The 16,726-nt window shown below is 43.0% G+C and carries 6 protein-coding genes and 2 pseudogenes; 7 read left to right on the forward strand and 1 reads right to left on the reverse strand.

Annotated elements, in window-relative coordinates:
* Nucleotides 1-12: 12 nt before the first annotated feature.
* Nucleotides 13-1,920: an NADH-quinone oxidoreductase subunit NuoF gene (locus tag NXX38_RS15215; protein ID WP_309569419.1), complete on the reverse strand. Its 1,908-nt coding sequence runs from the start codon at nt 1,918-1,920 to the stop codon at nt 13-15.
* Nucleotides 1,921-2,084: 164 nt separating this feature from the next.
* On the opposite strand from NXX38_RS15215, the gene NXX38_RS15220 reads away from it, so the two are divergent.
* The 7 genes and pseudogenes from NXX38_RS15220 to NXX38_RS15250 all read left to right on the forward strand — a co-directional run bounded on the left by NXX38_RS15220 (nt 2,085) and on the right by NXX38_RS15250 (nt 16,632).
* Nucleotides 2,085-4,838: a heparinase II/III-family protein gene (locus NXX38_RS15220; RefSeq protein WP_258980037.1), complete on the forward strand. Its 2,754-nt coding sequence runs from the start codon at nt 2,085-2,087 to the stop codon at nt 4,836-4,838.
* Between the two features lie 239 nt (nt 4,839-5,077).
* A complete protein-coding gene (locus NXX38_RS15225; protein WP_148366366.1) occupies nt 5,078-5,623 on the forward strand; it encodes a DUF3575 domain-containing protein in 546 nt (181 codons plus the stop codon).
* A gap of 26 nt (nt 5,624-5,649) precedes the next feature.
* Entirely contained in the window at nt 5,650-7,683 is a 2,034-nt protein-coding gene (locus tag NXX38_RS15230; RefSeq protein WP_217721477.1) for a tetratricopeptide repeat protein, read from the forward strand.
* 24 nt (nt 7,684-7,707) lie between these two features.
* Nucleotides 7,708-10,074, forward strand: coding sequence for a hypothetical protein (locus NXX38_RS15235; RefSeq protein WP_258980038.1), 2,367 nt, complete (start codon nt 7,708-7,710; stop codon nt 10,072-10,074).
* 363 nt (nt 10,075-10,437) lie between these two features.
* Nucleotides 10,438-11,851, forward strand: a pseudogene (locus NXX38_RS15240) (glycosyl hydrolase family 28 protein).
* Nucleotides 11,852-12,180: 329 nt separating this feature from the next.
* Nucleotides 12,181-12,510 carry a hypothetical protein gene (locus NXX38_RS15245; RefSeq protein WP_258980039.1) on the forward strand — a complete coding sequence of 110 codons (330 nt, stop codon included), beginning with the start codon at nt 12,181-12,183 and terminating at the stop codon, nt 12,508-12,510.
* 44 nt (nt 12,511-12,554) lie between these two features.
* Nucleotides 12,555-16,632, forward strand: a pseudogene (locus NXX38_RS15250) (ATP-binding protein).
* The last annotated feature ends 94 nt before the right edge of the window (nt 16,633-16,726 follow it).

Below are 16,726 nucleotides of genomic sequence, written 5' to 3' on the forward strand. Positions count from 1 at the left end.
AGTAAATAGATTTTAGCAGACAAGAATAGCATTGAATTTGCAGCGTGCCATGCACATGCCGCACTTGATACATTTATCAGGATTGATTACATGCGGTTTTCGCACTAAGCCGCCGATTGCATCAGCCGGACAGTTTTTGGCGCATAAATGACAACCGATGCAATGCTCCGGATTGATCGTATAAGTCAGCAGTGATTTACATTGCATGGCGCGACAGGTTTTATCCCGCACATGCTCCACGTATTCATCATAGAAATTGTCCAACGTTGATAAAACAGGGTTCGGAGAAGTCTGCCCTAATCCGCAGAGAGCGGTGTCCTTGATAACTTGTCCCAAAGTAGCGAGGGTATCCAGGTCTTTTTCCGTACCTCTTCCTTCCGTTATCTTGTTCAGCAGTTCCAACAGACGTTTGTTGCCGATACGGCAAGGCGTACATTTTCCGCAAGATTCTTCAACGGTGAAATCGAGGTAGAAACGGGCAACCGATACCATACAATCGTCTTCATCCATGACAATCATACCTCCCGAACCCATCATAGAGCCGGCGGCCAGAAGATTATCGAAGTCGATAGGAGTATCCAGATGTTTCTCTGTCAGACAACCGCCCGAAGGTCCGCCTGTCTGCACTGCCTTGAACCTCTTTCCGCCTTTGATACCGCCACCGATTTCATAGATTACTTCCCGGAGGGTAGTTCCCATCGGTACCTCAATCAGGCCGACATTGTTTATTTTTCCTGCAAGGGCGAATACTTTCGTTCCTTTGGAACGTTCCGTTCCGATGGCTGCAAACCAGTCGGCACCTTTCGTCAAAATAATGGGGATGTTGGCAAGCGTCTCTACATTGTTTACGTTAGTAGGCTTGCCCAAATAACCGGATTCGGCAGGGAAGGGAGGTTTGAGGGTTGGTTCACCCCGTTTTCCTTCCATGGAGTGAATCAGGGCGGTTTCTTCTCCGCAGACGAATGCACCTGCCCCATATCGTATTTCTATATCGAAACAAAAATCAGTCCCCAAGATATGATCTCCCAGCAACCCATATTGGCGTGCCTGATCGATAGCGATTTTCAGACGGTTGATAGCCAACGGATATTCGGCACGGATATACACCAATCCTTTGGAAGAACCGATAGAATAACCGCAGACACACATCGCTTCTACAATCGAATGAGGGTCTCCCTCCATGATGGAACGGTCCATAAACGCACCCGGATCTCCCTCGTCGGCATTACAGACTACATATTTGACATCTGATTTCTGTTTGTGGGCAAACTCCCATTTCAATCCGGTAGGAAAACCGCCACCGCCGCGTCCGCGCAAACCGGACTGTTTGATAATATCAATCACATCCATCGGTCGTTTGTTGAGCAGGCAATCGGCTAATGCGAAGTACCCCTCTCGGGCGATATATTCTTCGATGTTTTCGGGATCAATAAAACCACAGTTACGCAGGGCGATACGGAGTTGTTTCCGATAGAAATCCATGTGTTTGGAGTCACTGACAGTCTGTTCCGTTTTAGGATCTATGTATAGTAGCCTTTCTATTTTTCGGCCGCCGATGATATGTTCGGTGATGATGTCTTCCGCATCTTCGGGAGTGACCTGTGTGTAGAATGTATTGTCGGGAATGATTTTCACAATGGGACCTTTTTCGCAGAAGCCGAAGCAGCCCACTGTGATGACTTCTACCTTGTCGGCAATGCCGTTCTTTTCGATGGCTGTCCGGAGATGTTCCGTAATGCCTTGACTGGAAGAGGCTTTGCACCCTGTACCGCCGCAGATAAGAATCTGAAGATGCTGTGTGCCGGACGCCAGTCCGCAGCACTTTTCGGTCACTTTTTCATTACTCTCTTCACGTAATGAAAGTTTGTGTTCTGCTCTCTTCCTGATTGTAGCCAAATCATGGATAGATAAGATTTTCATAAGTATCAGAATTGTTAGTAGGTTTTTTGCAAATATAATTCTTTGTTTGGAATAACAGCATGCTCTTGTGCAAATAAAACCGATCTTTGACGGAGGATTTAGGTAAATAAATCTCTATCTTCGTATTTAATTAGGTATCAAACCTAATAAAAGATAATTGAAGTATGAGACGAATTTTACTGGGACTGTGTTTTTTATCCTTTCTGAACAGTGCATCCGGACAAGCGATTCCCTTGCCGGAAACGATGCCGCAGGCGCATCCGCGGGTACTGACCACTCCGGCGGGAAAGCAGGAAACATGGAAGTTGATTAGAAAAGAAGAATGGGCGAAAGATGTCTTCAATAAATTGAAGGAACGGACGGAAGTATATACAAACCTGACGGATGCTCAACCATCTTGGTTGTTGTCCCGTTTGGCGATGTACTGGAAATCTCATGCCACGGAAGTATATGTGAAAGGTGAAACGTTCGACCATGCAGGCGGTGAAAAGGCTCCTTATCCTACTGTGCGCTATACAGGAACCCGTGGAACGGCTGCTACTCACGGCCGCCCCAAATTGGCGGATGTCGTTCCTTATGATGATGCGGACGGGAATGTGACTTTTTGCAATAATGCACTTCCCGACCGTCCTATGGAGAGTGTACACCCATCCAAAACCGGGCGGAATATCGAAAGTCTGAACTGCGAAATTCTGGGAATTGCCCGTGATGCCGCTTTCCTTTATTGGATGACGGGTGAAGAGAAGTTCGCCAAACTTGCCGCAGGAGTCTTTGATACATATATGACGGGGATTTATTATAGAAATGTCCCCATCGACTTGAACCACGGGCATCAGCAAACATTGGTAGGGCTGACTTCTTTCGAGGTAATCCATGAAGATGCACTCCATATCGTTGTCCCTTTATATGATTTTCTATATAATTACCTAAAGGCTAATTACCCGGATAAAATGGAAATCTATGCCGGAGCTTTCAAGAAATGGGCGGATAATATCATTGCGAACGGTGTACCTCATAACAATTGGAATTTGTTACAGGCACGGTTTATTATGAATGTCGGATTGGTATTGGAAGACAATAAGGAATATGCCGACGGAAAAGGACGCGAATATTATATCGACTATGTGATGAACCGTTCCAGCATCCGCCAATGGAGTCTGACGCGACTGGCGGATTACGGTTTCGACACCAATACAGGAATTTGGGCTGAATGTCCGGGATATAGCAGTGTGGTAATCAATGATTATGCCAATTTTGTGAATCAGTTTGATACGAATCTGCAATATGATTTGGTGAAAGCAATGCCAGTATTGTCGAAAGCGGTAGCAACCACTCCCCAATATCTGTTTCCCAACCGCATGATTTGTGGCTTTGGAGATACGCATCCGGGATATTTGAGTACGAACTTCTTTATCCGTATGATACAGAATGCACAGGCGAACGGGAAGAAAGGACAGGAAAGCTATTTCACGGCTTTACTGAAATGCCTGAACCCGGATTTGGGAAATGATAAAACAGAAAAGAAGAATGTGCGTGTATCTGTCAATTCTTTCTTTGAAGATAAACCGCTGACGCTAAATCCCAAAGTGCAGCCGGGAAAGATAGAAGATTATGTTTCTCCTTTATTTTATGCTCCCAATGTGTCGTGGCTGGTACAGCGCAACGGTATGCATCCGCGCAACAGTTTGATGATTTCGTTGAATGGCAGTGAAGGTAATCACATGCACGCTAACGGCATTTCGATGGAACTTTACGGAAAAGGATATGTACTGGGTCCGGATGCAGGTATCGGGCTTTTCCTGTACAGCGGACTGGATTATGCGGAATATTATTCTCAATTCCCCAGTCATAATACAGTTTGTGTGGATGGAATATCGAGCTATCCGGTGATGAAAAGTAACCATTCTTTTGAGTTGCTTTCCTGTTTTCCGGCATCAGCGGAACCGGGCAAAGCATTTACGTCCGTCACTTACAGTAACCTTTATTTCCGTGAACCGGAAAGCAGGGCGGATCAGACCCGTATGATGAGTATTGTCACTACCGGGGCGGAGACAGGATATTATGTCGATGTATTCCGCAGCCGGAAAGAGAAAGGAGGCGATAAGATGCACGATTACTTCTATCATAACCTTGGGCAGACTTTGACATTGACGGCAGCAGATGGCAGCGACCTGAATCTCCAGCCTACGGAAGAACTCTCCTTTGCAGGTGCACATCTTTACGCTTATTCCTATTTATATGATAAGAAAGTGGCTGCAACCGATAAGGATGTCAAGGCAACTTTCACCATTGATATGAAAGATAAGGATGGCGATGATATATACATGAATCTTTGGATGAAAGGCGCACCGGATCGTGAAGTCTTTACGGCCTTGGCGCCAATGACCGAAGGGTTGAGCCGCACACCGAATATGCCCTATAATATAAAGGAGCAGCCGACGCTGACATTTGTTGCCCGCCAGCATGGAGAAGCATGGAATCGTCCTTTTGTTTCGATATACGAACCGAGCACGAAAAAGGAACCGTCCGCTATTCAGTCCGTCTCTTACTTTGATGCGGAAGGAGCAGGTTTAGAAGACTTTGCCGGAATCTGTGTGAAAAGCAAAAACGGACGTATAGATCATATCTTCTCTCTATCCGATGCCGCACAAACCGCTACTTATCAGGGAATGAAAGTGAAAGCGGATTATGCCGTTATCAGCAATGAATATGCAGGAAACCGGACGTTGTTTTTAGGGAATGGAACCCAATTGGTTACGCCCGGGATAATGATCCAGACCGACAATGCCGCCAATGTATTGCTCGAAAAGAAAGGGGGAAAATGGTATATTATTTCTTCTGCCCCCTGTACGGTTGTTATCGGCGATAAGAAGATAAAATCCGATGCTGCGCCGGAGCCTATATTGTTGCGTATCTGATGTTTCATTTGTAATAAAGAAAAATTGTATATCTTGTCCGTAGTATGATATATTATGGCCTAAGATGGAAATAGTTGCAATAAAAAACAAAAAAAGCGCGTTTAAACGTTTTTAATACTATATTTTTTCTAATTTTGTGGCTTTCTGTCCAAGTAGTATATAAAATGGACAGTAAGCCCTTTTTTGTGGGTAAATATTAGTGGGAAATATTTAGTGGGAAATAAATGATGGTATATGTGATGAGAAATGGTCGCAGGGTAATTGCTGCATTATCATTTCTGTTATTATGTTGTGGTGTACATGTGCACGCACAGCGGGTGGCTGTAAAGACAAATGCATTAGGTTGGCTGACCGCCAGTCCGAATGTAGAAGCAGAATTTGTATTGGGTAGCCATGTCTCCTTAAACATGGGGATTGCTGCGAACCCAATCAGTACCGACAACTTTAAAACGACTTTCACGCATTTTCAGCCTGAAGTTCGTTACTGGCTAAATCGTCCGATGGTGAGTCATTTTCTTGGAATCACCGCTTTCGTGAATAATTTTAATATGATGGTGAAAGATGTGCATCACAAAGGCGATGCATACGCCGCAGGTTTGACCTATGGATATGCATGGGTGCTGGGCGATCATTGGAATATCGAAGCAACTGCCGGAGTGGGTGTGTTGCGCTACCGTCAGTTTAAGTATGATAAGGGTACTCCGAAACCGGGTGCGGTCAACGATAGTAAGACCACCATTGCACCTGTCAAACTGGGGATATCTTTTGTTTATATTATTCGATAACGAACATTAGCTAGTCAGAAAAGAGAATGAAAATCAATTTGAAACGTGATAGATTAGCAGGTATACTTCTCGTGGCGATGATGTTAGTCGGCATGAATGTATCTGCCCAACGGATCCGTGTGCAGGGGCATGTCACAAACCCGCAGGGAAAAAGTGTTCCGAATGTAAATGTGCTGAATCCGGTCAATGACGAACGTATAGAAATGTCCGACGAGGATGGCCGTTACAGTGTATTGGTTGAGAAAAACGGCTCGTTGAAGTTTACATGTGTCGGTTATGAGGACAAAACGGTGAAGGTGGCAGGAAAGCAGATTCTGAATGTGGTATTGAAAGATGCCGTCATCGAACTGGACGAGGTAACGATTACTTCCAAAGTGAAGGATAAAGTGATTCCGGAACCTACGGACATCGAAATCAAAGGTAATTATTTCCATCTGAAAACCCGTGTCCCGGTGCCTAAGGAGATGTTTAACTCACATCGCCGCTTGGTATTGCAGCCTTCCATTTATGATGTGACACTGAAAAAGCGTCTGTTGATGCGTCCTGTTGTATTCGACGGAGATACTTATAATACAACGCAAAATCGAATGTACGATTATGATATGGATAAAGACCCTTTGCACGATTACATCCGTGTGAAAACGACTTCTTCACGCAAAGGGGATATTATTGCTTATCATGATTCTATCTATATAGAATATCTGCAACATGACTATCGTGCGGATGTGCATCTGGCGATGGAAAATTACCGGAATATCATTTATCGCGACTCTTTCTCCATTGCACGCGGAACAGTCAACCCGCTTCGTTTCTTGGAGTATAAATTCTCCGCTTTCAGCCTGACGGACGAGAAATATCTTCCGAAACCCGTGATGCAGTTGCGGGATACGAAAGGGGAGGTTAACCTGACCTTCCTGGTAGGTAAAGCCGATTTGGATGATAAGAATCCACAGAATCAGGTGGAACTGAACCGGTTGAATCAGGAATTACGTGGTATTGAGACGAATCCGGATGCCTCTTTGAAGAGTTTCCATATCACGGGAGTGGCTTCACCGGACGGTTCCTACGAGACGAATCTCCGTCTGGCAAAGTTACGTACGGATAAAGCACTGGAACGTATTCTGGCCCAACTGGATCCGGAAACACGCAAGCTGCTGGAAGTAAAATCGGATGCGTCGGTAGCTTCATGGAAGGAAGTGGCTGAATTGCTGAAGAAGGATTCCAAACCGGAATTGGCGAAAGAAGTAGAGGACTTAATCAAACAATATGCAGCTACTCCTTACCGGTTGAATGGGGTCTTGAAATCGAAACCTTTCTACAAGGAACTTGCGGCTACTTATCTGCCTAAATTGAGAAAGGTGCAATATACGTATGGTTATTCAATCTTCCGTTCTTTGACGGACGACGAGATTAGAGAACTTTACAGAAAGAATCCGAAGGAACTGACCCGTTTCGAATATTACCGTATGATTACGACGGCAAAAACTCCCGACGAAAGAGAAAAGTATTGCAGGGAAGCTCTTGAACTTTATGATAATTTTACGTATGCAGCCAATGAACTGGCAGTGGCAAAAATACAGAAAGATACTCCGGATTCACGTATTCTCGAACCGTTTGTCAGTAAATCGGCACCGGCAGAGTTATTGTCCAATCAGGCTATTGCCTTATTACATGAAGGGAAATATACAAAAGCGGATTCTGTACTGACGTTGGTTCCCGAAGAAGCGGTTTCTGAAGATTTGCAGGCCATCGTTCAGGCATTGGCCGGTTATTATAATGATGCTTTCGAAAAGGTGGCGGCTACCAGTCCTTTCAATGAGGTGGTGATGCTACTGGCAATGAAGAAAAATCAGGAAGCATGGGATAAGATTTCTGCCATGGATGTAGAGACAGCCCGCGAATATTATATAAAAGCGATTGCCGCCAACCGTCTGGAGAAAATAGGTGATGCGATTATGAGCATTGAGAAGGCCCTTGAACTTGATCCTTCCTTATTGGAAGTAGCGAAGGTGGACGGGGATATTATTGACTTGCTGCCGGAAGAGCAGAAAATTAAATAATGATATATACAACAAGAGTAAACGATGAATATCTTCAGAATCAACAATAAATATGTGGCAGCGGCAATCTTCCTGATGCTTGCTGTTACCTTACAGGCACAGGATTATGGTGCATTGCAATATATGTTACAGAAACGGCCTGCGAATGAAAAGTTCGAGAGCAATAAATTCAATGAACATCTCTTTTTCTCCGCCGGAATCGGGCCATACAGCTTGTTTACAAGTGGAGATAGTCAGGATGGGATGGGAATGACCGCTCATCTCTTTATGGGAAAGTGGATTACTCCGGTTCACGGACTTCGGATAGGGGTGAATTTGGGTTATCTGCCGTCGAGTATCTACGATTCTAAAATAAAAATGGGGGGCGGTAGCCTGGACTATCTGTTGAATATGTCCTCTCTGGCATACGGATACAATGCGAACCGTTGTTTTGAATTATTGGGGATTGCAGGTATAGAAGCCGGTTATTCTAAGGTGGGCGATAATAGCGGGCGTTCCGAAAAGTATCCGGATTTGAAAGGTGGCGGTCAGCTTTATTACGGCGCTCATCTCGGTTTACAGGGAAATGTACGTCTTTCTCCTACATTGGATTTGTTTGTAGAGCCACGGATCGGATGGTATAATGACGGTTTTGCCCATACGGAAAGTTGGAGAAATTATAAAATGGCAGGTTCGGTTCTGGTAGGTCTGAACTATATGCCTGCTGCTCCGATGGGAACTAAGATCCATTTCGATGATTTTGATAATAGCTCTTTCCTGAATCATATGTTTATCTCTTTATCCGGTGGTATCAGTACGCTGAAAGTTCCGGGAATCAAGAATACGATTAAAGGAGCAGGACCGCAGTTCTCTGCCGGAATCGGTAAATGGTTCAGTCCTTCTTCCGGTCTGCGTTTGTCCGGGACAGTTGGACTTTCAGACACCCCTTCGGGCAGTGCAAGCGGCTACTTTAAGCATGTCGATCTGCATGCGGACTATCTGTTGAATATCAATAATGTTCTTTGGGGATATGATGAAGACAGAATATTTAGTCTGATCGGTATTGCCGGAGTTAACCTGGCAGGTACGAAAGGAGTGGATAAAACCGCCAAGTATGCTCCGGGAATAGGAGTTGGTGTGCAAGGAAGTTTCCGTATCAACCGTTCTGTGGATTTATTTATAGAACCTCGCCTTAATGTGTATACTAAGAGATATGCAGGAGGTCGCGGAGTAGGTAGCAATACAGACCAACTCGGAGAGTTGAATTTTGGTTTGACTTATCATACGATTGACCGTGCGGCACGTCCGAAGAACGGATTCTCAAGCAATCACATTGCAGACAATCTGTTTATGACTTCGGGAATCGGTGTGCAAATGTTCCTGAATAAGACGAATCTTGAAAACCTTGGTTCTTTAGGTCCGCAGGCCTCTGTCTCTATCGGTAAGTGGTTGAGTCCTTACTCCGGTTTGCGCCTGGTGGGTATGGGTGGACTCTTTACGAACTATGTAGTTCCGGGAAGTGTTAAAGCGGGCAAACTTAGACATGCCAGTGTTAGTGGCGGCCTTGATTACTTGTGGAACATAACGTCTACCATGAGCGGATATAATCCCGATCGTATCTTTGATTTAATAGGTTCGGTAGGTGTCAACCTTGCTTATACTTCCCAATCAGACCATAAAATCCAACCGGGTGTTAATGCGGGCATACAGGGATTATGGCATGTGAATGATTTTCTCGGTTTGTATATTGAACCACAGATTCGCTTGTATGGAGATAAATTCATCGAAGGCAATCTGGGCTTTATGCAGAAAGACGTGATGGTAGGAGTCAATGCAGGTTTCCACTATCGCTTTGTTCCTTATTCAAAAGCAGCCAATCGTAGCGTGTTTGGTCAGGATGACAAGCGTTACTTCATCTCCGGTGCACTTGGATTGGGTAGTTTGCTCGTAGCCAACAAGGATTTGGTGAAGAATGCAGGTGTAGAAGCAAAAGGAAGCATTGGCAAATGGTACACTCCATTATCTGCATGGCGGGTAAACGGAACAATTATGTACAAGGCCAAAACGTCGTCGAAGATGAATCTCCATTATGCCGGTTTGGGTATGGATTATATGATGAGTCTGGCCACATTGGCAAAAGGATATAGCCCCGATCATGTGATAGACGTTGTTCCTTTTGTGGGAGTTACTGCCGGACTGGTACGCCGTTACGGTAAGTTTCAGGCAGTGCCGGGACTGGATGCCGGTGTGCAGGTTAAGCTGAAAGTGGCTTCTTCTTTGTATCTGTATGCCGAACCTAAAGTGGGTATCCGTACCGATACATACGATGGCTCCGAACAGGGAAGACCTGACCGCGTAGCTTCCATGGTAGGTGGATTATTATACAGATTCAAGATGCCTACTTTCCAGTAAGAAAAGAAATAGGCACTTTATTATCCGACTATTTATTGTATGAAAACACACAGGGAAACTGAATGCGCCCTTCTATATATATTTCGCCGTATCGGGCTAGCTGATGGTTTGCCTGATAATTATGAGAGAAGTATTTTTGCAGAGGCAAGTATAAAAGGCGGGAAATAAGAAAACTGAAAAAACAGAAATACTCTAGGTAAATCTCCTTTATTGTTCGTAATAGACAATAAAGGAGATTTTTTGTATTGGTTCCTTGTTTGGCAGTTTCTGTTACCAGGTTGCCAACCTGACCGGAATAGAAAGTGTAGCTTTGCAAAGAACTTCAATAAATAGAATAATTAAAGTATAACATAGTTTGGTGATATGAATATGGTAGAAGTTTTATTTGGCAAAAGAAAATGTTTATTAGCGATAGCTATTGTGTTTTCAACATTCGGGAACGCCCAATTAGTAACCTATCCGGAAGGACTGAACACAGGTATGCCACATAATGATGATTATACAGTCAAAGTACGTGAAGCAGGTGGTGAATGGAAAGATGTATTCGAATATGAAGTTCAGGTAGATATGGATCGGGTACAATCTGCTTCAATGGTACAGTTTGATATGGGCAGTCCCGTAGAAGTGATGGTGAAAAAGAACAATGGTTCAATTCAGGATGTGAAAATCCGTCCGTTGGCAATAGGTATACAACATACGGTAAATCACAATGCAATCTTTTTTACATTAATTAGACCTCAATACCTGTCGATTGAGTTTAATGGTGATCGTTTGCATAATCTTCATTTGTTTGCTAATCCTTTGGAAACAGAAACTTATACTGAAAGCAGTGACAAAGTGATGTATTTCGGACCGGGTGTCCATCGTCCGAAAGATTTGCCGAATACACAGATACAGATTCCTTCCAATACTACTGTTTATTTAGCTCCCGGAGCTGTTGTAAAAGCTAAATTACTGATTGATAAAGCTGAAAATGTACGCATTGTCGGGCGTGGTATTCTCGACCATTCGATCCGTGGAATAGAAGTTACTCATTCTAAAAATGTATGGATTGACGGTATTACAGTCATAAATCCTGATCACTATACAGTATTTGGTGGTGAATCTACTGGCATGACCATCAAGAATTTAAAGTCTTTCAGTTGTAAAGGATGGAGTGATGGCATAGACCTGATGTGTTGCAGTGACGTATTAATAGACAATGTTTTTATGCGGAACAGTGATGACTGTATTGCCATCTATGCCCATCGCTGGAACTATTACGGAGGAAGTCGTAACGTGACTTTACAGAATTCAATCCTTTGGGCGGATATTGCTCACCCGATCAACATTGGAGGACACGGTAACCCGGACGACGCAGTGGGAGAAGTGGTTGAGGATATAACCGTCCGGAATGTCGATATTCTGGAACATGACGAAGATGATCTTCTTTATCAGGGCTGTATGGCGGTGGATTGCGGTGATAAAAATCTGGTACGTAAGATATTATTTGAAGATATCCGTGTAGAAAGTATTCAGGAGGGAAGATTGTTTCATATTAATGTCCGTTTCAATTCAAAGTATGATAAACAGCCCGGACGGGGGAATTGAAGATATTACTTTCCGCAATATCACTTATAATGGAGTGGGTGAGAATCCGTCTCTATTGAAAGGGTTTGATAAAGAACGCTCCGTCAAGAATATCATCTTTGATAATGTGATGATCAATGGTGTGAAGATGAAAAACACAGATGATTTTATCACGAATGAATATATAAAGAAGATCACCGTCAAATAGCATAATCTGGAACATGAAGTATGAATAGATAAATTTCTTTGCATTAGGTGCAAACTTATTTTCTTCTAATACCAAACTTTCTTTAGGTTAAACATAAACTATAAATGCAAGTTTCATTTATATAATCAGAACTTGCAATTATATAAATGAAACTTTCGTTTTTATAATCAAAGCTTGCAATTATAGATTTCTATTAGTTAAGAGCAACTTTAGTATTAGAAGGAAAGAACTTTGCAATAGAGAGATAATAACTTATCTATTTGAGCTTCTTTTTACTACGAAATGCTATCTTTGCTTGTCATTTGGTAGAAAAGAAATCGAATCGCACTATGATTAACAGAATTATATGGATTATTGGGATTGTATGGATAGGGAACATTCAAAATGGAGTACAAGCGCAACAACGTAACTTCATTCATCCCGGAATCACCTATTGTCTAGTTTATCAATCAAAAGGAAATTCTTTATTGTCCGTAGCTTCTGATTCGGAAGTAAAGACGGAACCAGTGAAATTACCCTGCTCCGCACAATGGACGGAAAGAGAAATAGGAAAACTCACTCTTTCCGCAGGAGCTTGCGTACTTCGTTTACAGATAGAGCAAGCCGGAGATAAACTCGAAATCCAGAAAATAATAGTAAAGCAGGATAAGGGGATTTGATTTCTCATTCGTACTTAATAATAGTACTACAAAAAAAGATGGCCATGAAAATTCGAATATGTTTGTTAATCATACTGATGGGATTATTGTATCCGGGTTATATTAGCTCGCAAGAGTCCCCTTATGTATTCCGCCAGATTGGAGTTGTCGAAGGATTACCGGATAACTATGTAAAAAGCGTTTTCCCCATCCCGGACGGACGTATCGGTGTGCGAAGCACTGTGCTGTTAAGCCTGTATGACGGTGCGAACTATTCAAATTTCCCTTTCAATATTCATGGCGAATATTCGATAGCATATAACCATATCATTCCTGAACAGTATATTGATGCTGATAAACGTTTGTGGATGAAAGAACGCAAGAGCCTGCGTGTTTTCGATTTGACTACCGAACAGTATATATATAACGTAGATTCTTTATTCCAACAGTTCGGCTTAAAGGATAAAGTGGCGGATATCATCATTGATTCTGAAAAACACTGTTGGTTTCTGACACCGGGTTCCTCTGTCTATATGTACGATGCAGAGACAAAATCAATCGAGCAGGTTTGCAGGAACGATGAGTTTATGGAATACTATGGCGGATTGCTCGGGGTGGAAAGTCATGGAAAATACAGTTGGATGGTTCATCAGAAAGGAGCTATCCGTTGCTACGATTTGGAAAAGAAACGTTTTGTACAGCAACTTGATTTCCTGAAAGACCAACTGAAACCGGATGACCGTGTAGTTCTGAAGATACTCGACAATGGTGACTTTTGGCTGATGTGGGATCGTGGAGTAGGCTATTATGATGTCTATAATAAAAAATGGAATCAAATTTCAGGTATCCGACTCGGACACTATTCATGGTTCACTTCTATGGACATTGATAAAGGTGGAAATGCATGGGTAGGAACCGTTATCGATGGATTCTATGTCATTGATATGCATAATTTTTCTGTAACCCGGACACAGGACATTCCTTTATTATCAGGTAATACAGTACGTAATGGCATTCAGAGTATCTATTGCGACAAGGAAAACAATTCTGTTTGGATAGGACTCTATAATCAGGGAATGTGCTATTACCATCCCAGCATGAATAAAATAGTGCTGTACAACAAAAAGATGATAAATGGCGACTGGAAAGGAGAGGAAATACGCTGTATGCTCGAAACCTCTAAAGGAGAAATTCTGATGGGTACTACACAAGGTGTCTATCGTTATGAACCGGAGACTAAGAGAATGAACAGATTCTATCATGAATTCAGTCAGAAGAATTGCCGTGTACTCTATGAAGACAGTAAGAAGCGTGTTTGGGTCGGAACATACCACGATGGACTCTACTGTATAGATCATGGAAAGGTACGGTCTTACGATTATCCCGATACGGATTATCAGAATGAACTGGATTTCAGTAATATCCGTGTCATGGTCGAAGACCCTTCCGGTCGGTTGTGGGTAAGTATATATGGTGGTGTAGGATTATTCAATCCGGAAAACGGGCAAATAAACTTATTGTCCGAACAGTTCCCCGAACTCAAAAAATACAAAGTAGCCAATGCATTGGCCATAGATAACCAATCCCGGTTGGTCGTAGGCAGTGATAACGGACTTTACATTTACGATCCTGCAACGAATAAAATATGGATACCGGAGCAAGACGGCCAGGCTAATTCAATCTTCAATCAGGGAAGTATCAAGTACAACCAAATACTCAAAGACCATGAGGGAACTTTATGGTTTGCCACTCAATATGGCTTGAGCGTCTTGACTCACAATGGGCAAAGCTACACATTAGGGAGAGAAGAAGGTCTGTCCAAAGCCATCCTGAACGTAGTAGAAGATAAGAACCATGATCTCTGGATTTCGACAGTCACTTCTATTTATAAGATAAAAGTAGACAGAAGAGCTGATAAATACGGCTTTCATGTAATCAGCTGTCTGTCGGAAGATGAAATCCGTCAGGATGATTTATATAGTTTCCCTTCGTTAATGACCAGGGACAATCAGCTTTTCCTGGGGTTGATGAACGGCTTTATCGCTTTCTCACCGGAAAACATGATAGATAATCAGTGCCTCAATCGTCCTCTGTTTACCTCATTCCGCTTGTTTAATGTTCCGGTTGTTTCGGGTGAAACATATAACGGGCGTGTCTTATTTGACAAAGCATTGAGTTATTCGGACGAAGTACAGTTGAAATATGATGAGAATTACATTACACTTGAATTCTCCGGCCTGAACTTCCCCAATCCTTCCCAAACCTTTTTCCGTTACCAGCTGGAAGGATTTGACAAGGAATGGACAGAAACCCTTTTTGAGAATGGACAAGGACGTGTTGTCTATAATAATCTCCCTTCGGGCGAATACATCTTCCGTGTGTCCGCTGCCGGAAACGACCGGATATGGGGACCGGAGTCTGCATTCAAAATTGTAATTCATCCCCCGTTTTGGGATACACTGGCCGCTCGTGTTTTCTATGCAATTTTAGGTATTCTCTTAATCTTCGGGCTGATCTATGTAATAAACCGCCGCAACCGGCAAAAGATGATTCGTATGCAGGAGGAAGAAGCGTTGAAGCAGAAAGAAGAACTGGATCAGATGAAATTCCGCTTCTTCACAAATATAAGCCATGAACTCCGCACTCCGTTGACGTTGATTATCACGCCATTGGATATGATGATACGTCGATTGACAGACGATGCGATGAAAAAACAACTGAATACCATCTATAAGAATGCTCAAAACCTATTGTCATTGGTGAATCAGCTACTCGATTTCCGCAAACTGGAAATGAAAGGAGAGAGGTTGCATCTGATGAACGGCGATATGGAGGAATTTATTGTTTCGGCCTATAACAACTTCATGCCAATGGCAGTAGAGAAGCATCTTAACTTCGTGAACCAATCGGAACATAGAGCGCTTTATATGTTCTTCGACCGGGACAAGGTACATAAGATTGTAAATAATCTCTTGTCCAACGCCTTCAAATATACGCCGGAAGGCGGGACGGTAGACTTACTGCTTGCAACAGAAGAAATAGAAGGAAGAAACTACGTGAGAATATCCGTATCCGACACCGGAATCGGAATATCCGAATCAGATCTTCCCTATATCTTTGACCGTTTCTATCAGGTAGGAAATGAAGGGGACGAAAAAAATAGGCAGTGGCATCGGACTTCATTTGGTAAGGGAATATGTAAATATACATGGTGGCCGCATTAAAGTGGACAGTCAGATAGATCGCGGATCAGTATTTACCGTTTGGCTGCCGATGGATCTGAAACCGGAACCGGATGAACTGCCGGAAGAAATTATCGGAACGGAAACAACGGACGTTAAAGAGAAAGAAACCACTACATCCATAGTTGACGATAACCTGAAGAAACTGTTGTTAGTGGAGGACAATCAGGAATTCCGTACTTTCCTGAAAGAACAGTTGGAAGATTTCTATCAGATCGTTGAAGCAGCAGACGGCGAGGAAGGAGAGCGAAAAGCGATAGAGGAGAATCCGAACCTGATTATCAGCGACATTATGATGCCGAAAGTAGACGGTATCGAACTTTGCCGTCGGATCAAGACGAATGTGCAGGCTTCCCATATACCTGTGATATTGTTGACGGCTCGCACTGCCGATGATATCAAGATCAATAGCTATGAAGTAGGAGCAGACTCTTATATGTCGAAACCCTTCAACTTTGATATGCTCATGGTGCGCATTGAAAAACTGATAGAGCAACAGGAAAAGAGAAAGCAGGAATTCCGTAAAAACATAGAAGTAAATCCGAGTGCTATCACTATTACTTCAGTAGACGAACAGCTTATACAGAAGTGTCTGGAATATATAGAAAAGAACATGGACAATCCGGAATATGGTGTAGAAGAGTTGAGTGGGGATTTGGGTATGGTGCGTATGAGCCTTTACCGTAAGCTACAATCCATCACCGGACACACACCGACGGACTTTATCCGCAGCATCCGTTTGAAACGGGCGGCACAGTTATTACAAGGAAGCCAGTTGCCGATTGTTGAAATTGCGAACCGGGTAGGATTCAGTTCACCCAGCTATTTCTCGAAGTGTTTTAGAGAAATGTTTGGGGTGCTACCCAAGCAATATGCCGAGGAATCGGGAAGAAAAGAATGACATTGTGCTTGTATTTGTAGTTTAATTATTACATTTGCGCTGAATAAGTGAGATAATTGTAAGATCTTGTTCACATTGGGGCAGAAGAAGTTTT

Source organism: Bacteroides sp. BFG-637 (assembly GCF_024793605.1).
GTDB lineage: Bacteria > Bacteroidota > Bacteroidia > Bacteroidales > Bacteroidaceae > Bacteroides > Bacteroides vicugnae.

Coding starts and splice junctions, on each gene's coding strand:
- NXX38_RS15220 (WP_258980037.1), top strand. CDS start 2,085: ATGAGACGAATTTTACTGGGACTGTGTTTTTTATCCTTTCTGAACAGT.
- NXX38_RS15245 (WP_258980039.1), top strand. CDS start 12,181: ATGATTAACAGAATTATATGGATTATTGGGATTGTATGGATAGGGAAC.
- NXX38_RS15225 (WP_148366366.1), top strand. CDS start 5,078: ATGAGAAATGGTCGCAGGGTAATTGCTGCATTATCATTTCTGTTATTA.
- NXX38_RS15230 (WP_217721477.1), top strand. CDS start 5,650: ATGAAAATCAATTTGAAACGTGATAGATTAGCAGGTATACTTCTCGTG.
- NXX38_RS15235 (WP_258980038.1), top strand. CDS start 7,708: ATGAATATCTTCAGAATCAACAATAAATATGTGGCAGCGGCAATCTTC.
- NXX38_RS15215 (WP_309569419.1), bottom strand. CDS start 1,920: ATGAAAATCTTATCTATCCATGATTTGGCTACAATCAGGAAGAGAGCA.